Below are 22,838 nucleotides of genomic sequence, written 5' to 3'. Positions count from 1 at the left end.
CCCGCAGCCAAAAAGCCGGCCCCCTCAGACCCGCATCGGCTGCGGGGACTCCCGGCGTGCCGGGTCCGGGCCCTCGTACTCGCGGATGATCTCGTACCTCGTGTTGCGTTCCACGGGGCGGAAGCCCGCGTCGCGGATGAGGTCCAGCAGGTCCTCGCGGGTCAGCTTGTTCGGCGTGCCGTAGTTGTCCGCATCGTGGGTGATCTTGTACTCGACGACCGAGCCGTCCATGTCGTCCGCGCCGTGCTGGAGCGCCAGTTGCGCGGTCTGGACGCCGTGCATGACCCAGAAGACCTTGACGTGGGGGACGTTGTCGAAGAGCAGGCGGGAGACCGCGAAGGTCTTCAGCGCCTCCGCGCCGGTCGCCATCTGGGTACGGGCCTGCAGCCTGTTGCGGACCTTGCCGTCCTTCACGTCCACGAAGTCGTGCTGGTAGCGCAGCGGGATGAAGACCTGGAAGCCGTTCGTCTCGTCCTGGAGTTCACGCAGGCGCAGGACGTGGTCGACCCGGTGGCGGGGCTCCTCGATGTGGCCGTACAGCATGGTGCACGGGGTCTTGAGCCCCTTCTCGTGCGCCAGGCGGTGGATCCGCGACCAGTCCTCCCAGTGGGTGCGGTGGTCCACGATGTGCCGGCGGACCTCCCAGTCGAAGATCTCCGCGCCGCCGCCCGTCAACGACTCGAGGCCCGCGTCGATCAGTTCGTCCAGGATCTCCGACGCCGTCAGACCGCTGATCGTCTCGAAGTGGTGGATCTCCGTGGCCGTGAAGGCCTTCAGCGAGACGTTCGGGAGGGCGGCCTTCAGCTCCTTCAGCGAGCGCGGGTAGTAGCGCCACGGGAGGTTCGGGTGCAGGCCGTTCACGATGTGCAGTTCGGTGAGGTTCTCACCCTCCATCGCCTTGGCGAGCTTCACCGCCTCCTCGATGCGCATCGTGTACGCGTCCTTCTCCCCCGGCTTGCGCTGGAACGAGCAGTACGCGCAGGAGGCGGTGCACACGTTGGTCATGTTGAGGTGGCGGTTGACGTTGAAGTGGACGACATCGCCGTTCTTCCGTGTCCGCACCTCGTGCGCCAGACCGCCCAGCCAGGCCAGGTCGTCCGACTCGTACAGCGCGATGCCGTCCTCGCGGGTCAGCCGCTCACCGGAGCGGACCTTCTCCTCCAGCTCGCGCTTGAGCCCGACGTCCATGCCCACACCCTTCACCGATCAACCGCCTCTACGACCTCACCCACCGTACGCCCACCGCCCTACTCCTCCTCCGGCAGCTCTCCCACCCGGTTCTCCCACTTCGTGGAGAGGATGATCGTCGTACGGGTGCGGGAGACGCCCTTGGTGCCGGAGAGCCGGCGGATGGTCTTCTCCAGACCGTCGACGTCGGGGGCGCGCACCTTGAGCATGTACGAGTCGTCGCCCGCGATGAACCAGCAGTCCTCGATCTCGGCCAGATCCCGCAGCCGGTCCGCCACGTCCTCGTGGTCGGCGGCGTCGGAGAGCGAGATGCCGATGAGCGCGGTCACACCGAGGCCGAGGGAGGCCGCGTTCACGGTGGCGCGATAGCCGGTGATGACGCCGGCCGCCTCCAGCCGGTTGATGCGGTCGGTGACACTGGGTCCCGACAGTCCGACGAGGCGTCCCAGCTCCGCGTAGGAGGCCCGGCCGTTCTCCCTCAGGGCCTGGATGAGCTGCCTGTCCACCGCGTCCATGCGATCGGTTGCCTTCCGCCTAAGAATTGCGTTGTGGGTGATGGGTGTTCGGTGATGCTCAGTCATGTACGACCATGCACGACCATGTACGACGAGACGAGAGCGGTGCGGGTGAGGTCACCTGTGGGACTCGCGTGCCCGGCCGACCTCGCCCTCCCAGCGCCGGTACAGGGTGTGCGGGACGCCCGCCGCGTCCAGCGCCCGTCCGGCGACGAAGTCCACCAGGTCCTGGATGTGCGTGGCCCCGGCGTAGAACGCCGGCGACGCGGGCAGTACGGTCGCGCCCGCCTCGTCCAGGGTCACCAGGTGCCGCAGGGTCTGCCCGTTCAACGGGGTCTCGCGTACGGCGACCACGAGCCGACGGCCCTCCTTGAGGGTGACGCTCGCCGCCCGTTGCAGCAGGTCCTTGGAGAGTCCGAGGGCCACGCCCGCGACGCACGCCGTCGACGCGGGGACGATCAGCATCCCCTTGACGGGGTACGAGCCCGAGGACGGTCCGGCTGCCAGGTCGCCGGGGTTCCAGTACCGGACCCGGTCGCCGTGGTCGCCGTCGAGGTCCACGGTGAACGTGCCGGGCTTGCCGTCCACGCCACGGGACAGCCATTCCCGCAGGTCGCCGTGCCAGTGTGCGTCCCGGAAGGCGATGCCCGTCTCGTCGAGCAGGGTCAGCCGTGAGGCCCGGGACACCACGAGGTCGACACTCTCGCCCGCGGCGAGGAGCGCGCGCAGCACGGCTGCGGCGTATGGGGTGCCGGATGCGCCGGACACCCCTACGATCCAAGGCGTACGCGGCGTCTTCCCTGGCTTGACTGGGTTCACGACACCGAGCCTATCCGGCGCCGCGCGGTGGGAACCGGCCAAGGGGGCCCGGCCGTTTCCACGAAGGACGGGTGAGGTCGGGACGGGGGTTCGACATGGCAGGCGGAGTGCGCGGGACGCTGGGGCCCGAGCGGCAGTGGTCGCGCGGGGACCGTGCGAAGGCGGCGGCCAAGCTGATGGTGGGCTGGGTCGCGCTGCTGTGGATCCTGGAGGTCGTCGACGTGGCGACCGGCCACGCCCTGGACGACTTCGGGATCGTGCCGCGTGCGGTGCCCGAGCTGGTCGACGTGGTGCCCGCCTCGTTCATCCACTTCGGCTTCGGCCATGTCGCGGCGAACAGCGTGCCGCTGCTGGTGCTGGGGTTCCTCGCGGCGCTGGGCGGACTGCGCCGCTTCGCCGCCGTCTGTGCGCTGATCATCGTCGCGGACGGGCTGGGGGTCTGGCTGATATCCCCGGACAACACCAACACCGCCGGTGCCTCCGGCGTCGTCTTCGGGCTCTTCGGGTTCCTCGTCGTCACCGGCTTCGTCGAGCGCCGGCTGCTGGGGGCCGCGGTGGGTGTCCTGGTGGCGGCCGTCTGGGGCGGCGCGATCCTCGGCGGCATCGCCCCGAACGCGACCGGGATCAGCTGGCAGGGCCATCTGATCGGGCTGGTGACGGGCGTGGTGGCGGCGTTCGTGTTCCGGCGGCGATCACCCCGCGCGGACCTCACCGCGTAGCGCGCGCCTTCGGGTCCACGGGGAGCCGACCGGTGGCGATGGTGAGCTTGCCGAGCGGGGTGTCGAGGGTCAGGTCAGGGCCGTAGGGAAGGGTGTCGCGGCCCTGGTAGCCGTCGGGGCCGGGGTTCCACATCGTGACAGCATGGCCCTTGAGGGGGTCCAGGATCACGTAGTGGCTGATGCCCTGGGAGGCGTACCGGCGAGGCTTGATCTCGTAGTCACGGCGGATGCTTTCCGGCGACACCACTTCGGCCACGAACCCGATCAGGTCGGCGGGGTACGCGCTGTGGTTCTCCGCCTCCGCCTCCACCGGGATGGCCGCGAGGTCCGGGCAGAACTCGTTGGCGTCGTCGAAGGGGAACGCCACATCGCTGACCAGCGCCCAGTCCGGCGCAAGCTGCTCCTCCAGGCTCGTCCACACCCCCAGGACGGTCTGCCCGTGGAACGGCCTGACCGGGCTCAGCATCATGCTGCCCTCGACGATCTCCGTCAGATAGCCGGGGAACATGTCCTCCAGCCTGCTGAGCTGCGCGTGCATACGGTCCGTGTCCGAGACTGTCATCCCGGCCTCCCTTGGGTCCTGACCCGCGACGATGGGCCGCACCGTAATCAGAGGGTCAGACCGCGAACCAGAAGATCGAGCAAGGCGCACACGAACAGGGCAATGCCGATGAACCCGTTGACGGAGAAGAACGCGCGGTTCAGGCGGGACAGGTCGTGCGGGCGCACGATCGTGTGCTCGTAGACGAACGCGCCCGCGACGATCGCCAGTCCCAGCCACAGGAACGCGCCCGCGTCGGTGAGGATCGCGTACCAGACGAAGAGGGCCGTGGTCAGCGCGTGGCAGACCCGTGCCGCCCAGATCGCCGCCGGGATGCCGAAGCGGGCCGGGACCGACAGCACGCCGGACTCGCGGTCGGAGTCGACGTCCTGGCAGGCGTAGATGAGGTCGAAGCCGCCGATCCAGACGCCGACGGCCAGGCCGAGGACGACCGCCTCCCAGGACCACTCCCCCGTGATGGCGAGCCAGCCGCCGACCGGGCCCATGGCCTGGGCGAGACCGAGGATGGCCTGCGGGTAGTTCGTGAAGCGTTTGCCGTACGGGTAGACCACCATCGGGATCACGGCGACGGGGGCCAGCGCGAGGCAGAGCGGATTCAGCAGCGCCGCCGAGCCGAGGAAGATCACGACCGCGATCAGGGCGCCGGTCCACGCGTGCTTGACCGACATCGCGCCGGTCACCAGCTCGCGGTGCGCCGTGCGCGGGTTCCGCGCGTCGATCTCGCGGTCGATGATCCGGTTGACCGCCATCGCGAACGTGCGCAGGCCCACCATGCAGATGGTGACCAGGAGCAGCCGGACCCAGTGGATGTTGCCGTCCAGCCGGAACATGGCCGTGAGCGCGGCGATGTACGCGAAGGGCAGCGCGAAGATCGAGTGTTCGATCATCACGAGGCGGAGGAAGGCCTTGGTGCGGCCCGGTTGCCGCGGAAGGGCCGCCGACGCGCTGGTCACAGGCCGTACTCCTTCCAGCGGCGGTCGACGAGCGCCGCCGTGGCCGGGTCGGACTCGACCATGTCGGGCCAGCCGCCGTCCCGGGTGTAGCCCTCCTCGATCCACTTCCTGGTGGCGTCGATGCCGGCCTTGCCGCCCCAGAACTGCTGGTAGGAGGCGTGGTCCAGATGGTCCACCGGACCCTCGACGATCGACAGGTCGCGGGAGTAGTCCGTGTTGCCCAGCGCCCGCCAGGCCACCTCGTGCAGGTCGTGCACGTCGCAGTCGGAGTCGACCACCACGATCAGTTTGGTCAGGGACATCATGTGGGCGCCCCAGATCGCGTGCATGACCTTCTGCGCGTGCTTGGGGTACTTCTTGTCGATCGAGATGATCGCGCAGTTGTGGAAGCCGCCCGCCTCGGGGAGGTGGTAGTCCACGATGTCCGGGACGATGATCTTGAGGAGCGGGAGGAAGAAGCGTTCCGTCGCCCGTCCCAGCGGTCCGTCCTCGGTCGGCGGCCGACCGACCACGATCGACTGGAGCAACGGCCGCTTCCGCATCGTCACACAGTCGATCTTCAGCGCGGGGAACGGTTCCTGCGGGGTGTAGAAGCCGGTGTGGTCGCCGAACGGGCCCTCGGGGAGCATCTCGCCGGGCTCCAGCCAGCCCTCGATCACGACCTCGGCGTTCGCCGGCACCTGCAGCGGCACCGTCTTGCAGTCGACCATCTCGATCCGCTTGCCCGCGACGAACCCGGCGAACAGGTACTCGTCGATGTCGCCGGGGAGCGGGGCGGTGGAGGCGTAGGTCACGGCGGGCGGGCAGCCGAAGGCGATGGCGACCGGCAGGCGTTCACCGCGCTTGGCGGCCACCTGGTAGTGGTTGCGGCTGTCCTTGTGGATCTGCCAGTGCATGCCGATGGTGCGCTTGTCGTGCCGCTGGAGGCGGTACAGGCCGAGGTTGCGCACGCCGGTCTCGGGGTGCTTGGTGTGGGTGAGGCCCAGGTTGAAGAAGGAGCCGCCGTCCTTGGGCCAGGTGAAGAGGGCCGGGAGCAGGTCCAGGTCCACGTCGTCGCCCTGGAGGACCACCTCCTGGACGGGCGCGCTGTCCGCCTTCACCTTCTTCGGCGGAACGTGCGCCATCGCGCCGAGCTTGCCGAACGCCTCGCGCACGCCCACGAAGCCCTGGGGCAGTTCGGGCTTGAGCAGGCCGCCGATCTTCTCGCTGATCTCGCCGTACGACTTCAGGCCGAGAGCCTTCAGCAGGCGGCGGTCGGTGCCGAAGACGTTCATCGCGAGGGGCATCGAGGAGCCCTTCACGTTCTCGAAGAGCAGGGCGGGGCCGCCGGCCTTGTTGACCCGGTCGACGATCTCCCCGACCTCCAGGTAGGGGTCGACTTCGGCCTTGATGCGCTTGAGATCGCCCTCGCGCTCCAGTGCGCGGAGCAGGGAGCGAAGATCGTCGTAAGCCATGGGGTCCAGTATCCCCGAGGGGCTACCCTGGCCCCGTCACGGGGCCCCGAGCACGGTCCCGATGTCACTTCCACCGCTTCCAGGGGGCCGTTGCAATGCTCAGGCTGTTGATGTACCTCGTGCCGTTGGCGCTGACCATCTACGCGTTCATCGACTGCCTCAACACCCCGGAGGACGAGGCGAAGCACCTGCCGAAGATCGCGTGGGTCTTCATCATCCTGCTCTTCTGGATCGTCGGCCCGATCGCCTGGCTCGCCGCGGGCAAGCTCCGCAACCCGTCGGCCGGCGGGCGCACGCCCTCCGAGTGGCGCCGCAACCACCGCACGCAGTACGTCGCGCCCGACGACAACCCCGAGTTTCTGAAGTCGCTCGCCGAGGACAACAAGAAGGACGAGTCGCTGCTCAAGAGCTGGGAGGCCGACCTGCGCCGCCGCGAGGAGGAACTGAAGCGGCAGGAGCGGGAGGGCGGCGCGAAGGACGGGAGTGGCGAGGTCGGCGAGAAGGGCGAGACGCGGGACCGGAAGGACAGCGACGAGGCGTAACGCGGCAGCGGTGAGCGGTGAGCCGATCGGCGAAGTCGCGGCGTTGCTCGGCGTGCGGACGTCGACGCTGCGGGTCTGGGAAGCCCCCTGCCTGACCGCGGCGGCCTGCCCTCACATCGACCGCCTCCGCGAGGTGTCCGCGGCCGCGTCCCGCGCGTTCTCCCTGCTGCCCGCCCGGCCGGAGGAGGTCGCCCCGCCGCCCCCGGCCCGGGGCGAAGCCGTGGCGCGCCGCTTGCGCACCGACCCCGACACGGTCGAGCGGGACCTCGTCCGTCTTGTCCTCACCATCGTCGAACTGCTCCGCCAGCTGATGGAGCGCTAGGCCCTGCACCGCGTCGACCAGGGCGGGCTGACCGAGGAGCAGGAGGAGCGCCTCGGCATGACCCTGATGGTCCTGCACGAGCGTATGACGGAACTCTGCGACCGCTACGACCTCACCCTCGACGACCTCAACCTCGACCTCGGCCCCCTGGGCACCCTCCTCCCGCCGCCCTGATCCCGCGTCGCGCACGTGAGCGCCGCCCGTCGCGGGCAGAGTGAGGTCATGAACCAGAACCAGGCACGCGCATGGCTCGCCACCGCCGTCGAGGAGGCGCGGGCGGGGCTGGCCGAGGGCGGCATCCCGATCGGGGCCGCGCTGTACGGGCCGGACGGCCGCCTGCTCGGGCGCGGGCACAACCGCCGCGTCCAGGACGGCGATCCGTCCACGCACGCCGAGACGGCGGCGTTCCGCGCGGCGGGGCGGCAGCGGACGTACCACGGTACGACGATGGTGACGACGCTCTCGCCGTGCTGGTACTGCTCCGGCCTGGTGCGACAGTTCGGGATCTCGCGGGTGGTGGTCGGGGAGGCCACCACCTTCCACGGCGGCCACGACTGGCTCGCCGAGCACGGCGTGGAGGTCCTGGTACTGGACGACCCGGAGTGCGTGGCCCTGATGCGGGACTTCGTCGAGCACCACCCGGCTCTATGGAACGAGGACATCGGTGATCCGAGTGACGCGAGTGACGCCTAAGACATCAGCGACGCCGGAGACATCAGTGACGCCGGACAGTAGGCCGCCCCGTGTCCCCACCATCGACCTGCGCCCCTGGCTCGACGGCGGCCCCGAGGACCGCGCCAGGATCGCCCGGACCGTCGACGAGGCGCTCCAGAGCGCCGGTTTCCTGCTCGTCACCGGCCATGGGGTCGACCCGGCGCTCCGGACGCGTATCCGGGAGGCCGCCCGCAGATTCTTCGTCCTGCCCGCCGAGGCCAAGCAGGCGTACGAGGTGAAGGTCGGCGGGCGCGGCTGGCTCGGGCCCGGGGCCGAGGCGAACGGGTACGCCGAGGGTACGGAGACCCCGCCGGACCTCAAGGAGTCGCTGACGTTCGCGACACACGAGCCGTTCGACGACCCGGTCGTGAACGCGGAGTGGTACGCGCCGAACGTGTGGCCTGCGGAGGTGCCGGAGCTGCGGGAGCTCTGCGAGGAGTACCTGGCGCGGATGGGCGAGCTGGAGAACCTGCTGCTCTCCCTCCTCGGGGAGGCCCTCGGGCTGGAGCCGGACTTCTTCTCCCGCCATATGAGCCACCCCACCTACGGCTTCAACATCAACTGGTACCCGGGGACGGACGTCATCGGCGACCCCGTGCCGGGCCAGTTCAGGATCGGCCCGCACACCGACTTCGGCACGGTGACCATCCTCGACCGGCAGGCCGGGAAGGGCGGGCTCCAGGTGTACACGGACGAGGGCGGCTGGGAGGACGCCCCGTACGACCCGGCCGCCTTCACGATCAACATCGGTGACCTGATGGCCCGTTGGACCGGTGACCGCTGGCGTTCCGGGCGCCACCGCGTCCTGCCGCCCCCGGCCGACGAGCCCGCCGAGGAGCTGATGTCGCTGGTCTACTTCGGCGAGTGCACGCCCGGCACGATCGTGGAGTCCGTCCCCGCGCCGGTCGGACGGGTGGCGTACCCGCCGGTGGACTCGCACGTGTACCTGCGGGCGCAACTGGACTCGATCACCGTCGACTGACCTCCCCTGGGGGAACCCGAACGCCCCGCATCCCGTCTTCCCCCGCGTCACCTTGTATCGAGTGTTTGACACAAGATCCCGGCCACGGCATCTTGTACTCACTGCTTGATACAAGATGATCCGGGGGGATCTCTCCATGCTCGACACCGCCCCGCTCCAGGACCGGCTCCTCGACCACGCCGACCACTACGCCCGCTGGTCCGGCCTGGCCGTCGGCCTGGTCGTCGCGCAGGCGCTGTCCACGCTCGGGCACATCGAGTTCGAGCAGCGCGTGGTGTTCTGCCTCACGGCCTTCGGCCTGTGCGCGGTGGCCGGTGTCCTCCTCGCCGACGCCCTGACCCTGCGCCCCCAGGAGGCCGTACGCACCGCGAGTCTCGCCCCGCGCCTGGTCAGAGACCATGTGCCACCGCGCATGGGTCCTCTGATCGTCCTCCAGGGTCTCTCCCTCGTCGTCCTGCTCGTGATCACAGGCGCCACGGCGTCCGTGGACGGCGACCGGATGTTCATCACCGGCAAGGTCGTCGACATCACCTGCAACGGGATGCGCGCCACCCTCGGCCCGTGGCCCGGCCTGTACTACAGCCTCCCGATGTTCGGCGCGCTCGCCATAGCCACCCCCACCTGCATCTGGGCCCTGCGCCACATCGCGCACGGGCCGGGCGGGGAACAGCAGCGCCGTGACCGCGCGTGGGCGGTCACCGGGGCCTGGGGCCTGCTGGTGTCGAGCCAGCAGCTGTACGCCGTCCTGATGATCTCCGTCGCGCTGACGGAGACCGGCTGCGCCGGCACGCTGGGCGCGATCACCTTCTGGGTCTTCTACCCCCTGGCCCTGCTGAACCTCTTCACGGTCGTCTGGTCGCTGGTCACCGTGGTCGCGCCCCGCGCGGTCGAGAACGAGAGCGCCGAGAACGGGGCACCCGACGATGAGTGACCCCGCCGTCCGCGTCGACACCACCAGCCAGGTCCCGCCGTACGAGCAGATCCGGGCGCAGCTCGCCGCGCTGATCGTCACCGGCCGCCTGGCCGAGGGCGAACGGCTGCCGACCGTGCGCCAGTTGGCCACCGACCTCGGTCTGGCGCCGGGCACCGTGGCCCGCGCCTACCGCGCGCTGGAGGCCGCCGAGCTGATCCGCACCCGCCGTGGCGCGGGCACCCGCGTGGCGGCGCCACGGACCGGACCGACCCGCCCGCACGCCCACCAACTGGCCACCCTGGCCCGCGACTTCACGGCCTCCGCCCGCGCCCTGGGCGCCGACACCGAAGCCATCCTGACCGCCGTCCGCGACGCCCTGGGCCCGGACCGGCCCTGACCAGTAGGACTCCGTTAGGTCTGTCTTGGTCTTGGTGTGGCCCTTCTGGGCCGGGGTTGGTGGCAGGTGTTGCAGGTGCCGGTCCAGCAGTTCAGCAGGTCTTGGAGGGCGTCGAGGATCTGGTAGAGGGTGAGTCCGGTGTGTCGGCTTTTGGGGTCAGCCGCTGCGGCGGCCGATCGCTTGTGGGTGGGAAGGTACGCTGCCGGAGTGATCCTTCCGACGGTCCATGAGGTACGCGCGCTGCACGAGCGGTACGCGCCCTCGCATGAGGCGCTGGACCTCGTCTTCACCCACTGCGAAATCGTCTGCGGCATCGCCGAACAGCTTGTGGCACAGACAGACCTCCCCCTCGACGCCGACCTCGTCCGTGTCGGCGCCCTGCTCCACGACATCGGCGTCTACCGGCTGTACGACCAGGCCGGTCGGCTCGATCACCGCCACTACATCCGCCATGGCGTCCTCGGCCACGAGATCCTCCAGGAGGAGGGCTTCCCGGAGCGCCTGCGCCGCTTCTGCTCCTGCCACACGGGAGTCGGTCTTACCCGGCACGACATCCGCGAACAGAAGCTCGCCATACCCGAGGCCGACTATCTGGCCGAGACCATCGAAGAGCAACTGGTCATGTACGCGGACAAGTTCCACAGCAAGACGACACCCCCTACGTTCCTCACCGCCGACTCCTATGCCGCGCACGTGGAGAAGTTCGGCGCGGACAAGGTCCACGCATTCGATCTTCTGCGCACCCGGTTCGGCGAACCCGACCTGACCTCAGCCAGGGCGCGATACGGCCACGCGCAGGCCTGAGGTCGGCAGCGTCGTGTCAGACAGCTCGCACCCGGACCCCGGGGAGGCCCGGCGACGTTCGCCCTCATGTGATCTGACACGCCGTCCGGGTGGCGCGTCTGCGCCAAGCAGTGCAAGTGGCAGAACGGGTGTAGCACTCCGACGGCTGTCTCTTCATCGGTCGGCACAGACCCCGGGCGGAGCTCAAGCGGCTGGTCGAGGACGGCTTCCCGGTCGTGCGCCTGGGCCGCCGCGAGGAACTGGAGGGCGTGGCATGGGTCGGCGCGGACCATGTCGAAGCCACGCGTGAAGTCGTGGGCCAACTGACCGAGTTGGGGCATCGGCGGATCGTCCTCGTCCGCGAGGACGACGACGCGCCCGCCTCGGCGGACCCGTCAGCGCGGCTACCTCGAAGGACTGGAGGCAGCAGGTCTGCCCTCCGGGCCCGCGACCGTCTTCCGGTCCACGCATCCGCAAGAAGATCGAACCGGATCCGCGGAGGCCGGTCCACCTGCTGACCGTCTTCGGCGTCGGATACAAGCTGGCGGACGGCCGGACGGGGCACGCGGAGAGCGGCGGCCATGTCTCGCCGTAAGGGGGCACGGCTCCCCCGCCGCGGGGTGCCGCTGCGGGGGAGCGTGCTGGCACGGCTGATGGCCACCTCGGTGCTGGTCGCCGTGTGTTCCATCGGCGCCACCGCCTGGCTGGCGGTGCAGACCACCACCCGGGCGATCCAGCAGGAACAGGGCCAGGTCCTTGCCGACGACGCCAGTGTCTACGACCGACTGCTGGGATACGCGGCCGTTCACCGCGACTGGGACGGGGTGGAGCCACTTGTACGCGACCTGGCGGAGCGGACCGGACGCCGTGTCGTCCTGACCTCGATGAACCGTGGCCCGATAGCGGACTCCGTCGCCTCCGCCGCACCACCGCCCTCGAAGGCATCCGCGGTCATCGACCCGCTGCGCACGGGCCAGGGGCTGCTGCACGGCAGCGGCGCCCCGGTCGGCGGCGACGGTATCGATCCCCGTGCCACGGGTCCCTATCAGCTGCCCGGAGCGGAGCGCTCCATACTACGCCGGCGGGCGGACAAACAGATCCGTTGCCTGCGCGACCGGGGGATCAACGCTCAACGCATCGACAGCCCAAGTGGCCGTCCGGCCGTCAGGTTCAACCCCGCCGCGCTCGCCGGGTCCGACGCGTGCTATCTCCCGCTCGACCAGCCCACCGCCACCGAACGCGAACCCCTCGCCCGCCTCAACACCATGACCGCTGCCTGCCTGGCCGCCCGGCACCCTGACCTGCCGCTGCCTCCCCAGTACGCGGTCAGGGTCGAGCCGGGTTTCTCCTTGGCCACGAAACTGCCCGACAAGTACACCGCCGTCATAGAGGACTGCGTCGCCGAAAGCCGCCGCGCGCAGCTGCGCACCTACGTGGCACCGGCCGCTCTGCTGTACCTCTCCACTCCCGGCGGCACCGACGCACCGCTGTTCGACCTCTCCGCGCGAAACCGCACCCGCATCATCGGCGTCACCGGCCTGGTACTGGTACTCACCGTCGGCGTGACCGCTGTGATCGCCTCCCGGCTCGTACGCCCGTTGCGGGCGCTGACGGACGCCGCACGCAACCCGAGCGGACCGCACCGGCGCGTGCCGGTGAGCACGAAGGACGAGGTCGGCTACCTCGCGCAGGCGTTCAACGAGATGTCCGAACGCCGGGAGCGCCTTGAGGAGCAGCGCAAGGTCATGGTCAGCGATGTCGCCCACGAACTGCGCACCCCACTCACCAACATCCGCAACGGGCTGGAGGCCACCGAGGACGGCATCGCCACGCCGAACCCGGCTCTGGTCTCCTCCCTGTTGGAGGAGGCACTGCTGCTGCAGCACATCATCGACGACCTCCAGGACCTGGCGGCGGCCGACGCCGGCAAGCTGAGCATCCGTCCCGAAGCCGTACGGCTCGGCGACATTCTGCATCACGTGGCCGCCGCGCACCGGGTCGCGTCGGACGCCGCGGGAATCCGGCTGACGGTCGGCGGCGAGGACGGCGTCCAGCTCATCGCCGACCCCGCGCGACTGCGCCAGGCCGTCGGCAACCTGGTGTCCAACGCGGTACGCCACACAGGGCGGGGCGGCAGCGTCACCATCTCGTCGTACGTGGACGGTGAGGATGTCGTCATCGAGGTGGCCGACACCGGCACCGGCATCGACGCCGATGACCTGCCCATGCTCTTCGAGCGGTTCTGGCGTGCCGAGAAGTCACGCAGCCGCCACGCGGGAGGCAGCGGCCTGGGGCTTGCCATCGTCCTCCAGCTCGTACGCGCCCATGGCGGAACGGCCGACGTCACCAGCACACCCGGAGCGGGATCCGTCTTCACCCTGCGGCTGCCTCGATCGGGCGCGGGCGGGCGGACAGGCTGACCGTGGGACCTCGCCAACCTCGTCGTTCGCCACGCGATCATTCTGTCGATCCGGTCGAATCGAGGGCAAGGGCCGATGCGGCCACCCTCACGAGGGCACCTCCTCCAGCGGCTCCAGCACCGAGTAGTCGCCGAAGCTGCGCCGGTAGCGCAGGTGCCGGGTCTCCTGTGTGTGCCTGCGCTGCCACTCCTCCACGGCCGCCGGATCACTGTGCACGCCCGACTCCGCGCCGCACTCCGTCTCGTCGCCCGACACACACCGCGCCTCGTACTCCGGCTCCGCCGTCGTGTCCTGCGCGATGACGTAGGGCACGTAACGGAAGACACGGCGGGCGCGGTCGCGAGTGCGGGGGCCTCCGGCGTGCTCCCGTCGCTGATGGTGACGGAGCAGCACGTTCGCGTCCGTCTCCGCGCTCCGGTCGTACCGGGCCCGCGCCTCGTCCCGCCGTACGGCCAGCTCCGCGCACACCGCACATCCGTTCACCGGAACGGGGGGCGGACCCAAGGGGTCAAGTTGACGCAACGTCACACCCTTCTCTTCGTAAGGCGGTTGGCGGCCCTGACCTGCGCCCCGAGCCGCTCCGCCGGAGTCGCCGGCCGCAAGGTCACCGGATCCGCCTCCCACTCCCGGCCGCCGCCCACCGGACGCAGCAACGCGTACGGCCCTACCCTGTCCCGGTACTCGCCCACGCGCCGCGTCCGCGGATCGAAGACAAGCTGCCCCTCTGGTTCCACGCCCACTCCACAGCCCCGTTCGTCACTCTGGGTGTATCCAGCGTCGCCCACGGGAACGGTCGATATCAACGCGGGACGTGTGGCACTGGACCATTGCCACACCGCACGAGGGGGTCGTCATGACGAGGCGGAACGCGGACGGGGCGGTCGGCACCGGGAGTTCGGTGCTGTTCGGCGAGGTGCTGCGGCACTACCGCGAGGGCGCGCTGCTGACCCAGGAGGCACTGGCGCGGCAGATCCCGTGCGACCGCTCCCAGGTGGCGAAGATCGAGGCGGGCACGAGGATCCCGAGCGACCAGTTCGCGAAACGGTGCGACGAAGTGCTGGGAACGGGTGGGGTGTTGGCGCGGATGTGGGCCAAGGTGGACTGGTATCCGACCGTCCAGCACCCGGATTGGTTCGAGCGCCGCGTGGAGATGGAGGCGGTGGCGGTCGGGCTGCGGCAGTACCAGGAGCGGGTCGTCCCGGGCCTGTTGCAGACGGAGGACTACGCCCGCGCGCTCTTCTCCCAGGCCATCCCGGGCGATGAGGTGGAGGAACGCGTCCGGGCCCGCATGAGCCGCCAGCCCCGCTTCCTCTCCGACGACGCCCCGCTGTACGTCGTGGTCCTGGACGAGAGCTGCCTTCGCACGGCGGTCGGGAACCCGGACATCATGCGCGACCAGTGCGCGCACCTGCTGAGCGCCGGACGGCGGCCCAACATCCGCATCCAGGTGGCTCCGGCGGACCTGTTCGGGATCTTCCGTCCCCGGCAGTCCATGTCCCTGATCGAGCTGCCCGACGAACGGTGGCTCTACTCCGAGTCGATGGACCACAGCCACTTCAACAACGAACCGACTGCTTACGCCCGTTATAGCCGAACCTATGATGTGCTCAGGGCCGACATCCCGTCAGCTCGCGAGTCCGCCGCCCTGATCAGCGACGTGATGAAGGGGTACGAGCAGCATGGACAGGTACGAGCTGAGCACAGCGACCTGGATCAAGAGCAGCCACAGTGGCGACAACGGCGGCGACTGCATCGAAATCGCCCCCGATATCCCCGCCGTCGTCCCCGTCCGTGACAGCAAGAACCCCCACGGCCCCATCCTGGTCATCAACCGTCCCGCCTGGCTCTCCTTCATAGCCGCCGTTCGGTCGGAGTCGTAAGCGAACGGGCAGACTTCGCCGCATTCCGAAACAACTGCCCCTCCTTCCACAGCTGTTGATAACACCAGCAGCTATGACTACGGCAACCATCCAGCCCCACGCCCTCCTCGACATACCCAAGGCGTTCCACCCCCCGGAGGGCCCCCCGTTCGTGGTGCTGGCGGGAGCCCGTGGGCTCGGCAGAAGCACGGTGCTGCGGGAGTTGCGCGCGGCCTACCGGGGGCGCAGCCCCGTCGCGTTGATCGACGGGGAGGAGACCCGGTTCGACCGACCGCCCCCGGGCCGGCCCCCGGCATCGTGGTCACCGGCGTACGAGGCGCTGACCGTGGTCGCCGAGCAGCTGGCGGAGCCGCTGGGCGGGGCCGGGCGGATCACGTTCCCCGGCTGGCGTGCGGGCTGCTCGCCGTCGCGGCCGGTGGGTGGGGATCGCGGGCTGTCGCGGATCTGCGCGGAGGCGGAGCGGGTCCTGCTGCTGAGCGACACGGGCGGCTGGCTGGCGGGGCGGTGGGTGGGGAAGGCCGTGGCGCGGCTGGTGTCGTCGCTGTCGGACCAGGGACCGGTGGTCGAGGCGATCGTCGAGGGCGCGCTGGAGGCGTTCAGCGAGGGGATGTCGTCCTCGCACCGGCGGCTGCGCCGGGGCGCCGTCTGGTACCGCGACCATCCGCACGCGGCCGGGAACCCCAAGCTCGGCATGGTTCTGCTCTCCCGGCACTTCCACGCGGGCGGCGACGCCCGGACCCACGCCGAGCACCATCTCGTACGGGCGCTGCTGACGGACCTCGACGACGCGTACGCAGGGGGCGCGGGGGTCGTACCGCGCCCGCAGCGGACCGGGCGGCCGGTGGTGCTGCTGGACAACGTGCAGGAGGCGGCGGGGCGGCGGCTGATGGAGTCCGTGCTACGGGCGCGGGCGGACGGCCAGGCGGACCAGGTGGCGTTCTTCGCGGGGCTGCGGGGGCAGGGCCACCCCGCCCTGCGGAACGCGGCCCGCCGCACGCTCGCGGAGGCGACCCGTACCGGCAACGGCTGGGCTCCGGGCGGTACGCCGTCCTCGCACGCCCTGCTGGTGTCGTTGCCGCCCCTCTCGGCCGACGACACGCGTGATGTGATCGAAGGGGCGTGCCCCCGGCAGCCGGTTCCGGCGCACCTCCCTTCCCTGGTCCACCGGTTGACGGGCGGCAACCCGCTCGGCACGGCACTCATAGCCGAATCGGCCCGCCGGAACCTCCCCCGAGGGCTCACCGGTCCGGCCGACCTGCTGCTCGCCGACCACGCCGGAAGCCCCACCTACCAAGCGCTGCTGGACCTCCTTCTCCCGGACGTGGACCATCTCGACGAGCTGACCGTCCTCGCCGTCGCCCACGACCACGACTCCGCCGTCGCCCTCGCCGAGTCCCGGCTCCCCTCCGGCTTCGGCGCGTCGGGCGTACGGGCGCTGGAAGGCCGACTGACGGCGGAGGGCCATCCCCCCGCCCCCGACCACTTCGTGGGCGACCCCTTCCTCCGAACCCTGCTGTTGCTGCGCCTGCGCCACGTGAACGGCCACCCGGCCGCCACGGTCTGGCGGGACGCCCACCGTGCCCTGGCCGCCCACTACGGCAGCGCTCGCCCCCTCCATCGGGCCCACCATGAACTCGCCCTGGGAGAACCGGACTTCGCGGTGTCCCACCTCCGGGAGACCCTCCCCGCGCTGGACCCCCACGAGTGGCTCGCGGCCCTCACCTTCATCGCGGCGGCCCCGCACCACTCCTCCGACGACCACCGCGCGGCCATCGCCGTCGGCCGCACGGACGAGTCCCACCGCCCACCGCCGGGCACGGACCCCGGCCTCCACCTCCGTGTACGCCGCGCACTCCACGCGACCTGGTACGAGGCGGACCCCTGACCCCACCGGCCCCGAGGTGACCGCCCGCCTCCAAAGGGACCTGGACCGCCTCGCCCCGGGAGCCTCATACCCCAATGCGAGGTGAGGCCATCGTCGAGAAGGGCCCGCACCCCGGCGGCAGCACCGGTCTGGCCTGTGCTGCCGCCTTCCGGCGGCCGGAGGGGTTCCGGCCATCACGCCGTCGCTTTCCCACGCGGAGGTCGATGCCGACGGCCTCGGCCTCCTCTCTGTCACCGACGGCTCGCCGTACGAGCCGGACGATTCCTCAGCCACTCCGGAGGGAAGGAGCCTCTGACCTCCTGCGCAGGCTGTGGCCCGGCAGGAACGGGAAGCGGGCCGGGCCGGGCGGCAGCCCGCTGGTCCCCCGGCCGTCAGCCCTGGTGCCACCCCGTCAAGGAGGCGAGCCCGTCCTCCAGGCCCTGCCGGAACGCGGACCGCCGCGTCTCCGGCATGCCGAGAAGCAGCTGGTCCTCCAGCTTCTGTACCGCCGGCGCGCACGCCGTCAGCAGGTCCTCCCCCTCCCGGGTCAGCCGGGCCTCCATGATCCGCCGGTTTCCCGGGGCATGGGCACGCTCGATCAGCCCGCGCTCCTCCAGCGCGCGCACCATCTCGTGCATCGTCTGGGGTCTGACGAAGGAGCGGCGGGCCAACTGGGCGGAGGAGAGCCCGCCTCGGTGCCGCAGCACGGTCAGGGCCGTGTACTGGAACGTGGTGAGCCCGTACGGCCGCAGGGCCTCGTCCATGAACGAGCGGATGGCCAGTTCGAGTTGCTTGACGAGATAGATCGTCAGCGGGCCCTTGTGGCCCTCGGAGTCCGGAGCGGGATACGTATCCGGCTCCGGATCCCGATCGGCTGCCTCCGCCATCGTTCGCACCTCACGGTCGGTCGTCGGGGAGGTCGGGCGGGACCGTCGCCCAGGTCAGACGCCCGGTGCCTTCACCCGATAGCCGACAGGTAGGAGTTCGAGGTCATGTCGGCGAGCCACGGTACCCCACAGCCCATGGGGCATCCACAGCGTCATCCCGATGGCCAGCGCGCCGAGCCCGATCAGGTACCAGGTGCCTCCGGTGTCGCCGAACCAGTCCTGCACCAGGAAGAACACGATCGCCCCGATGATCGGTCCCTCGAAGGTGCCGAGGCCGCCGATGACCACCATGAAGATCATGTACGCGGACCAGTGGACCCCGAAGATGGAGTCCGGCTGCACCCGCAGGGTGTTGGCGAGGGTGAGTCCACCGGCTGCCGCGCCGCCCACTGCCGCCAGGACGAAGACCAGCCGTTTCGCCGAGGTGACCCGTACCCCGACGGAGGCCGCGCCCACCGGGTCGTCGCGGATCGCCTCCAGCGAAGCTCCCAGCCTGCTGCGCAGCAGCACGAACACGGCCAGCAGCAGCGCACTCATCAGCGCTAGGGCGAGCCAGTACACCTGGGCCTGCCGCACCGCCGGATCGGTGGCCGACAGATCGGTGAGCGAGCGCCCGGAACCGCCGCCCAGCGAAGGCGTGTTCACCACGACGAGCCGGAAGAACTCCGCGATCGCCCACATGCCGATGGCGAACTGCCCGCCGGTGAGCCGGAACGCGAGCAGCGAGGTGGGCACGGCGACGGCACCCGCGAGCAGGGCCGACAGGACGACCGCGAGGAAGGGGCTGACGCCTCGGTCGACGAACAGGAAGACTCCGTACGCGCCGAGGCCGATGAAACCCTGCTGGCCGACGGAGACCAGGCCGGCGTAGCCCGCCAGCGCGTTCCACATGGCCGCGACGACGACGAGGACGAACAGGGTCGTCAGCTTCGCGGTCGCCTCGGGCGTGAAGACGAAGGGGGCGAACGCCAGCGCGAGCAGCAGGGCGGACAGTGCACCGGACGCCGTACGGGAGACGGGGGTCCACCGGTGGATGGTGGCGGTGGCGGTGGGCACCGGTGGTGCGGTGGTCATGTACGGCTCCTTCTCATGCCGAGCAGGCCCTGCGGACGGAAGGCCAGGACCGCGAGGAACACCACGTGTCCGGCCACGATGGAGAAGCGCGGATCCACCTGCGCTCCGACCGTCTGGGCGACGCCGAGGACCATGCCCCCCACGAGCGTCCCCCACAGCGAACCGAGCCCACCGATCACGACGACCTCGAAGGCGAACAGCAGCTGGGTCGGCCCCATGGCCGGGCTGAACGACGACCGCATCGCGAAGAACGCTCCCGCCAGACCCGCGGTGGCGACGGCGATCGCGGCGGCCCAGGCGTACACCCGGCGGCTGTCGATCCCGACCAGCTCGGCGGTGTCCGCGTCGGCGGCGGTGGCGCGGATCGCCCGGCCGATGCCCGTACGGGCGAGCAGCAGCTGCAGCCCGCCGAGCAGCGCGACCGCCACTGCCACGGTCAGCACACCGAGGTACGGGATGCTCACCGACGACCCGAGCTGGAGACCCGACGTGGACAGCGAACCGACGTCCAGGGAGCGGGAGTCGGCGCTGAAGATCTCCAGCAGCACGTTCTGCAGCACGATGGCGAGACCGAAGGTGGCCAGCATCGACGACATCTCGCCGGTGCGCAGCGCCTTGCTGAGGATGCCCCGCTGCAACGCCACTCCGACCAGGCCCATCGCGGGCAGGACCAGCAGGACCGCGAAGAACGGGCTGATGCCGACGGCGGCGGCCAGCACCGCGACGAGGAACGCGCCGAGGACAGCGAGGTCGCCGTGGCTCAGGTTGACGGTCCGCATCACGCCGAACATCAGGGAGAGGCCGCAGGCGAAGAGCGCGTAGACGCCGCCGAGCATGACGCCCTGCACGATGGCGTTGATCCAGTTCATGCCGGTTCCTCCTGCGCGGTTGCGGACATGGTGCGGTCCGTGGCCGCCGCCGCCCGACCGAGTCCGAAGTACGCCTCGACCACCTGGTCGCGGGTGACGTCGTCGGCGGGTTCGTCCAGGACAACGCGGCCTTCGAGCATGCACAGCACGCGCCGGGCCACCCCCAGGGCGCGGCCGAGGTCCTGCTCCACCAGCAGCACCGTCGTACCGCCGGAGAGGATCTCGCCGAGCGAGTCGTAGAGGGTGTCGACCACGATGGGCGCGAGGCCGAGGGAGACCTCGTCGAGCATCAGCAGCCGGGGGTTGGTCATCAGCGCCCTGCCGATGGCCACGGCCTGCTGCTCGCCGCCCGACAGGTTGCCGGCGCGCCGCTTCAGCAGCCCGTCGAGCAGCGGAAAGGCGGCCACGACGGCTGCCAGGTCCCACGGTCCGGGGCGCCGCACCCGGGACGCGACCAGCAGGTTCTCCTCCACGGTGAGGTCGGCGAAGAGCCGCCGCCCCTCCGGGACCAGCGCGATCCCGGCCTCGACACGGTCGTGGGCCCGCCGGGCCGTCACGTCCACACCCGCCAGGCCGATACGGCCCTCAGCCGGCCGGTGTGCTCCGGCGACGGCCCGCATCAGGGTGGACTTTCCGGCACCGTTGGCCCCGACCACCGCCACGACCTCGCCCTCCTCCACGGCGAAGGAGACGTCGCGGACGGCGCGCAACAGACCGTGCCGTACTTCCAGATTCTCGACCGACAGCAGACTCATGCCGCGCTCCCGAGGTAGGCCTCGACAACCCGGAGATCGGACATGACGGCGTCCGGTTCACCCTCGGCCAGGACTCGGCCCTGCGCCAGACAGACCAGTCGGTCGATCACCCTCAGCAGCGCGTGGATGACGTGCTCGATCCAGACGATGGCGATGCCTTCGGCGCGCAACTGCCCGATGGTGGCGATCAGTTCGTCCGTCTCGGCGTCGGTGAGACCGCCCGCGATCTCGTCCAGCAGCAGCACCTGCGGATCGGTCGCCAGCGCCCGTGCCATCTCCAGCCGCTTGCGCTCCAGCAGGGTGAGCGCGGCCGCGGGCCGGTTGGCCTGGCCGAGCATGCCGCAGCGCTCGAGTACGCCGAGCGCGTGCCGCTCTGCGGCCCGGCGCCGGTGCGAGCCACCCTGTACCGACGCGACCAGCACGTTCTCGTAGGCCGTCATGCCGGTGAAGGGGCGCGGCACCTGATGGGAGCGCCCGATGCCGCTGCGGCAGCGGCGGTCGACCTTCCAGCGGGTCACGTCCTGCCCCTGGAAGGTGACGCGGCCCTCGGAGGGGGACTGGGCCCCGGAGAGGATGTCGAGCAGGGTCGTCTTTCCGGCGCCGTTCGGGCCGACGATGCCCAGGGCCTCGCCGGGGGCGAGGGTGATGTCGATGCCTTCGAGGACGACCAGGCTGCCGAAGCGTCGGTGAATGCCGTTCGCGGCGAGCACAGGCGCGGCCGGGGAGGCCGCCGAGGCGGCCTCCCCTGTCCCCACGGTGTCGGTCGCCGGCTCAGCGGAGGGGCTCAAGTTCGCCTCCGAGCGGGATGTCGCGGAAGGCGCCGTTGTCGACGATGACCGGCTCGACGGCGAACTTGCTGCCCCCCGTGGCCTTGCGCCACTGCGCCATGACCAGCGGCTCCGTGGACACGTTCTTCACCGGCCCGGACGTGAAGTCCAGCGGCCCGGCGACGGTGGTGAGCCTGGCCTTGCCGATGGCGGCCGCCAGCTCCTTCCGGTCCTTGGGGTCGGAGGTCGCCTTCAGCGCGTGCACCGCGACCTCGAAGAGCGCCATGTTGGAACCGATGACCTGGTTCCACTGCTTGCCCGTCGACTTCTCGTAGTCGTCGGCCAGTTGTCCGGCGGTCTGGTCGGTGAGGGTGGACGTGAACGGGAACTTCGGCGACCACCAGAAGCCGGCGCTGAGGCCGTGGCCGAGCGAGCCGAGCGCCTCGATCTGGGAGGGGAGGAGGCCGGTCTTGGCGATGGACGCGATGCGCGGCCGGTAGCCCTGCTGCCGGGCCTGCTTCCAGAAGGTGGCGAAGTCGGGCGGCAGCGGGAAGGTGTTGAAGATCTCCGCGTCCGCCTTCTTGAACGCCGCGATCTGCGCCGAGTAGTCGTTCGTCCCGTCCTCGTACGCTCCGGGGTCGACGATCCTGAACCCGCTTTTCTTCAGCTGCGGTCCGAGCCCCTCCCGGATCGCCTTGCCGTCGGGGTCGTTGGGCCACATGACGCCGACCCGCCGGTTGGTCTCCACCCCGCCCTTGGTCCACAAGGAGGTGTACGCGGCATGGATCTCCGCGACGCCTATGAAGAAGTGGTAGGTGTACGTGTACGGCTTCTCGGGGGTGGCGCCGCGGCCGAAGTACCAGGCCTCCCACGGCACGGCGGTCGACAGACACGGGACCTTGGCCGCCTCGCACGCGTCGGCGACGGGGTTGACCGTCTCCGGCGTGGAGGTGACGAGCATCAGGTCGATCTTCTCGCTGTTGATCAGGTCGGTCGCGACCTGTGCGGCGGTCTGCGGATTCGACTGACTGTCGCGGTCGACGATCTCGACCGAGTACTTCTTGCCGCCGATCTTCAGTCCGCCCTCGAAGGTGGCGCGCATCTTCTTCAGCAGATACGCGTTCGGCTCGCCGAAGCCCGCGGCCGGTCCCGTGCTGGGTGAGACATAGCCGATCCGGAGCACCGCGTCGGTCTGCGCCGAGGACTCCTTGATGCCACCGCAGGCGGTCAGCAGACCGCCTGCGGTGAACAGCCCCGCGGCACCGGCCGTTCCCCGGAGAACGGATCTTCGGGACAAATTGCCGTTCGCGGGTGTGCTCATGGGTGCGCTCATGAATGCCTCCGGGCACGTCGAGGGAGCGGAAGTGAGGGTGGTGGAGCCGCCGGGGAAGTCGGAACGGGCGACTGAAGCCGCCGGGGGGCGCCCACAGCAGAGAGCGGTGGCGGGTTCCTTCGCATC

At 70.4% G+C, this 22,838-nt stretch carries 24 protein-coding genes and 2 pseudogenes; 13 read left to right on the top strand and 13 right to left on the bottom strand.

Annotated elements, in window-relative coordinates:
- Positions 1 to 24 precede the first annotated feature (24 nt).
- The 3 genes from mqnE to E4N62_RS29300 all read right to left on the bottom strand — a co-directional run bounded on the left by mqnE (position 25) and on the right by E4N62_RS29300 (position 2,522).
- The gene (mqnE, locus tag E4N62_RS29310; RefSeq protein WP_184904852.1) at positions 25 to 1,188 is read right to left on the bottom strand and encodes an aminofutalosine synthase MqnE; all 1,164 of its coding nucleotides are present in this window, start codon (positions 1,186 to 1,188) and stop codon (positions 25 to 27) included.
- A gap of 59 nt (positions 1,189 to 1,247) precedes the next feature.
- A complete protein-coding gene (locus E4N62_RS29305) occupies positions 1,248 to 1,703 on the bottom strand; it encodes an Lrp/AsnC family transcriptional regulator (RefSeq protein ID WP_230219453.1) in 456 nt (151 codons plus the stop codon).
- Positions 1,704 to 1,820: 117 nt separating this feature from the next.
- A complete protein-coding gene (locus E4N62_RS29300) occupies positions 1,821 to 2,522 on the bottom strand; it encodes a UbiX family flavin prenyltransferase (RefSeq protein ID WP_230219451.1) in 702 nt (233 codons plus the stop codon).
- A gap of 95 nt (positions 2,523 to 2,617) precedes the next feature.
- Here E4N62_RS29300 and E4N62_RS29295 point away from each other — a divergent pair, with 95 nt between their 5' ends.
- Positions 2,618 to 3,241 carry a rhomboid family intramembrane serine protease gene (locus E4N62_RS29295; RefSeq protein ID WP_230219450.1) on the top strand — a complete coding sequence of 208 codons (624 nt, stop codon included), beginning with the start codon at positions 2,618 to 2,620 and terminating at the stop codon, positions 3,239 to 3,241.
- On the opposite strand, the gene E4N62_RS29290 is transcribed toward E4N62_RS29295, so the two are convergent.
- From E4N62_RS29290 to E4N62_RS29280, 3 genes are read right to left on the bottom strand one after another with little or no spacing between them, the layout of a single operon-like run.
- Entirely contained in the window at positions 3,231 to 3,803 is a 573-nt protein-coding gene (locus tag E4N62_RS29290; RefSeq protein WP_230219449.1) for a Uma2 family endonuclease, read from the bottom strand. The two genes, E4N62_RS29295 and E4N62_RS29290, sit on opposite strands and share 11 nt — an antisense overlap.
- A gap of 47 nt (positions 3,804 to 3,850) precedes the next feature.
- On the bottom strand, positions 3,851 to 4,756 hold the full coding sequence (gene mqnP / locus E4N62_RS29285; RefSeq protein ID WP_230219448.1) for a menaquinone biosynthesis prenyltransferase MqnP: 906 nt from the start codon (positions 4,754 to 4,756) through the stop codon (positions 3,851 to 3,853).
- Positions 4,753 to 6,210 carry a menaquinone biosynthesis decarboxylase gene (locus E4N62_RS29280; RefSeq protein ID WP_230219447.1) on the bottom strand — a complete coding sequence of 486 codons (1,458 nt, stop codon included), beginning with the start codon at positions 6,208 to 6,210 and terminating at the stop codon, positions 4,753 to 4,755. Before E4N62_RS29280 ends, mqnP begins: the two co-directional genes overlap by 4 nt.
- Before the next feature lie 95 nt (positions 6,211 to 6,305).
- Between E4N62_RS29280 and E4N62_RS29275 the strand changes: the two genes are divergently transcribed.
- The 9 genes and pseudogenes from E4N62_RS29275 to E4N62_RS29230 all read left to right on the top strand — a co-directional run bounded on the left by E4N62_RS29275 (position 6,306) and on the right by E4N62_RS29230 (position 13,283).
- The gene (locus tag E4N62_RS29275) at positions 6,306 to 6,752 is read left to right on the top strand and encodes a PLD nuclease N-terminal domain-containing protein (protein WP_230219446.1); all 447 of its coding nucleotides are present in this window, start codon (positions 6,306 to 6,308) and stop codon (positions 6,750 to 6,752) included.
- Positions 6,753 to 6,843: 91 nt separating this feature from the next.
- Positions 6,844 to 7,248 (top strand): annotated as a pseudogene (locus E4N62_RS29270) (gas vesicle protein K).
- Positions 7,249 to 7,296: 48 nt separating this feature from the next.
- Positions 7,297 to 7,767 carry a nucleoside deaminase gene (locus E4N62_RS29265; protein ID WP_230219445.1) on the top strand — a complete coding sequence of 157 codons (471 nt, stop codon included), beginning with the start codon at positions 7,297 to 7,299 and terminating at the stop codon, positions 7,765 to 7,767.
- Between the two features lie 25 nt (positions 7,768 to 7,792).
- Positions 7,793 to 8,770 (top strand): isopenicillin N synthase family oxygenase, encoded by a 978-nt coding sequence (locus tag E4N62_RS29260; RefSeq protein WP_230219444.1) that lies wholly within the window; start codon positions 7,793 to 7,795, stop codon positions 8,768 to 8,770.
- Positions 8,771 to 8,906: 136 nt separating this feature from the next.
- Complete coding sequence (locus tag E4N62_RS29255; protein WP_230219442.1) at positions 8,907 to 9,701, top strand: hypothetical protein; 795 nt, start codon at positions 8,907 to 8,909, stop codon at positions 9,699 to 9,701.
- The gene (locus E4N62_RS29250; protein ID WP_184904889.1) at positions 9,694 to 10,080 is read left to right on the top strand and encodes a GntR family transcriptional regulator; all 387 of its coding nucleotides are present in this window, start codon (positions 9,694 to 9,696) and stop codon (positions 10,078 to 10,080) included. Before E4N62_RS29255 ends, E4N62_RS29250 begins: the two co-directional genes overlap by 8 nt.
- A gap of 207 nt (positions 10,081 to 10,287) precedes the next feature.
- Positions 10,288 to 10,884, top strand: coding sequence for an HD domain-containing protein (locus E4N62_RS29245; RefSeq protein WP_230219440.1), 597 nt, complete (start codon positions 10,288 to 10,290; stop codon positions 10,882 to 10,884).
- A gap of 137 nt (positions 10,885 to 11,021) precedes the next feature.
- Positions 11,022 to 11,352, top strand: a pseudogene (locus E4N62_RS29240) (substrate-binding domain-containing protein); the annotation flags it as partial.
- A 92-nt stretch (positions 11,353 to 11,444) separates the two neighbouring features.
- A complete protein-coding gene (locus E4N62_RS29230; RefSeq protein WP_230219438.1) occupies positions 11,445 to 13,283 on the top strand; it encodes a HAMP domain-containing sensor histidine kinase in 1,839 nt (612 codons plus the stop codon).
- A gap of 87 nt (positions 13,284 to 13,370) precedes the next feature.
- On the opposite strand, the gene E4N62_RS29225 is transcribed toward E4N62_RS29230, so the two are convergent.
- Entirely contained in the window at positions 13,371 to 13,751 is a 381-nt protein-coding gene (locus E4N62_RS29225; RefSeq protein ID WP_230219437.1) for a hypothetical protein, read from the bottom strand.
- Between the two features lie 385 nt (positions 13,752 to 14,136).
- Here E4N62_RS29225 and E4N62_RS29220 point away from each other — a divergent pair, with 385 nt between their 5' ends.
- The 3 genes from E4N62_RS29220 to E4N62_RS29210 all read left to right on the top strand — a co-directional run bounded on the left by E4N62_RS29220 (position 14,137) and on the right by E4N62_RS29210 (position 17,048).
- Positions 14,137 to 15,078 (top strand): helix-turn-helix transcriptional regulator, encoded by a 942-nt coding sequence (locus E4N62_RS29220; RefSeq protein ID WP_230219435.1) that lies wholly within the window; start codon positions 14,137 to 14,139, stop codon positions 15,076 to 15,078.
- Complete coding sequence (locus E4N62_RS29215; protein WP_230220246.1) at positions 15,035 to 15,163, top strand: DUF397 domain-containing protein; 129 nt, start codon at positions 15,035 to 15,037, stop codon at positions 15,161 to 15,163. Before E4N62_RS29220 ends, E4N62_RS29215 begins: the two co-directional genes overlap by 44 nt.
- Positions 15,164 to 15,236: 73 nt before the next feature.
- On the top strand, positions 15,237 to 17,048 hold the full coding sequence (locus tag E4N62_RS29210; protein WP_230219433.1) for a hypothetical protein: 1,812 nt from the start codon (positions 15,237 to 15,239) through the stop codon (positions 17,046 to 17,048).
- A gap of 371 nt (positions 17,049 to 17,419) precedes the next feature.
- On the opposite strand, the gene E4N62_RS29205 is transcribed toward E4N62_RS29210, so the two are convergent.
- The 6 genes from E4N62_RS29205 to E4N62_RS29180 are packed head-to-tail and all read right to left on the bottom strand — an operon-like array spanning position 17,420 to position 22,700.
- The gene (locus tag E4N62_RS29205) at positions 17,420 to 17,914 is read right to left on the bottom strand and encodes a MarR family winged helix-turn-helix transcriptional regulator (RefSeq protein ID WP_230219432.1); all 495 of its coding nucleotides are present in this window, start codon (positions 17,912 to 17,914) and stop codon (positions 17,420 to 17,422) included.
- Between the two features lie 54 nt (positions 17,915 to 17,968).
- Complete coding sequence (locus tag E4N62_RS29200; protein WP_230219431.1) at positions 17,969 to 18,988, bottom strand: branched-chain amino acid ABC transporter permease; 1,020 nt, start codon at positions 18,986 to 18,988, stop codon at positions 17,969 to 17,971.
- Complete coding sequence (locus E4N62_RS29195; RefSeq protein WP_230219430.1) at positions 18,985 to 19,857, bottom strand: branched-chain amino acid ABC transporter permease; 873 nt, start codon at positions 19,855 to 19,857, stop codon at positions 18,985 to 18,987. Before E4N62_RS29195 ends, E4N62_RS29200 begins: the two co-directional genes overlap by 4 nt.
- Positions 19,854 to 20,612: an ABC transporter ATP-binding protein gene (locus E4N62_RS29190; protein WP_230219429.1), complete on the bottom strand. Its 759-nt coding sequence runs from the start codon at positions 20,610 to 20,612 to the stop codon at positions 19,854 to 19,856. Before E4N62_RS29190 ends, E4N62_RS29195 begins: the two co-directional genes overlap by 4 nt.
- Positions 20,609 to 21,400, bottom strand: a complete 792-nt coding sequence (locus E4N62_RS29185; protein WP_230219428.1) for an ABC transporter ATP-binding protein — start codon at positions 21,398 to 21,400, stop codon at positions 20,609 to 20,611. The genes E4N62_RS29190 and E4N62_RS29185 overlap by 4 nt, the downstream gene beginning before the upstream one ends.
- Entirely contained in the window at positions 21,384 to 22,700 is a 1,317-nt protein-coding gene (locus E4N62_RS29180) for an ABC transporter substrate-binding protein (protein WP_230219427.1), read from the bottom strand. Before E4N62_RS29180 ends, E4N62_RS29185 begins: the two co-directional genes overlap by 17 nt.
- Positions 22,701 to 22,838: the final 138 nt, after the last annotated feature.

Origin of the sequence: Streptomyces sp. MNU76 (assembly GCF_020982545.1) — a bacterium.
Classification (GTDB): Bacteria; Actinomycetota; Actinomycetes; order Streptomycetales; family Streptomycetaceae; genus Streptomyces.
Note: the sequence above shows the minus strand (reverse complement) of the source record. Positions and strands in the feature narration are given on the sequence as shown.

Coding starts and splice junctions, on each gene's coding strand:
- E4N62_RS29290 (WP_230219449.1), bottom strand. CDS start 3,803: ATGACAGTCTCGGACACGGACCGTATGCACGCGCAGCTCAGCAGGCTG.
- E4N62_RS29205 (WP_230219432.1), bottom strand. CDS start 17,914: ATGGCGGAGGCAGCCGATCGGGATCCGGAGCCGGATACGTATCCCGCT.
- E4N62_RS29220 (WP_230219435.1), top strand. CDS start 14,137: ATGACGAGGCGGAACGCGGACGGGGCGGTCGGCACCGGGAGTTCGGTG.
- E4N62_RS29210 (WP_230219433.1), top strand. CDS start 15,237: ATGACTACGGCAACCATCCAGCCCCACGCCCTCCTCGACATACCCAAG.
- E4N62_RS29265 (WP_230219445.1), top strand. CDS start 7,297: ATGAACCAGAACCAGGCACGCGCATGGCTCGCCACCGCCGTCGAGGAG.
- E4N62_RS29305 (WP_230219453.1), bottom strand. CDS start 1,703: ATGGACGCGGTGGACAGGCAGCTCATCCAGGCCCTGAGGGAGAACGGC.
- E4N62_RS29180 (WP_230219427.1), bottom strand. CDS start 22,700: ATGAGCACACCCGCGAACGGCAATTTGTCCCGAAGATCCGTTCTCCGG.
- E4N62_RS29250 (WP_184904889.1), top strand. CDS start 9,694: ATGAGTGACCCCGCCGTCCGCGTCGACACCACCAGCCAGGTCCCGCCG.
- E4N62_RS29275 (WP_230219446.1), top strand. CDS start 6,306: ATGCTCAGGCTGTTGATGTACCTCGTGCCGTTGGCGCTGACCATCTAC.
- E4N62_RS29255 (WP_230219442.1), top strand. CDS start 8,907: ATGCTCGACACCGCCCCGCTCCAGGACCGGCTCCTCGACCACGCCGAC.
- E4N62_RS29195 (WP_230219430.1), bottom strand. CDS start 19,857: ATGAACTGGATCAACGCCATCGTGCAGGGCGTCATGCTCGGCGGCGTC.
- E4N62_RS29295 (WP_230219450.1), top strand. CDS start 2,618: ATGGCAGGCGGAGTGCGCGGGACGCTGGGGCCCGAGCGGCAGTGGTCG.
- E4N62_RS29280 (WP_230219447.1), bottom strand. CDS start 6,210: ATGGCTTACGACGATCTTCGCTCCCTGCTCCGCGCACTGGAGCGCGAG.
- E4N62_RS29200 (WP_230219431.1), bottom strand. CDS start 18,988: ATGACCACCGCACCACCGGTGCCCACCGCCACCGCCACCATCCACCGG.
- mqnE (WP_184904852.1), bottom strand. CDS start 1,188: ATGGACGTCGGGCTCAAGCGCGAGCTGGAGGAGAAGGTCCGCTCCGGT.
- E4N62_RS29230 (WP_230219438.1), top strand. CDS start 11,445: ATGTCTCGCCGTAAGGGGGCACGGCTCCCCCGCCGCGGGGTGCCGCTG.
- E4N62_RS29190 (WP_230219429.1), bottom strand. CDS start 20,612: ATGAGTCTGCTGTCGGTCGAGAATCTGGAAGTACGGCACGGTCTGTTG.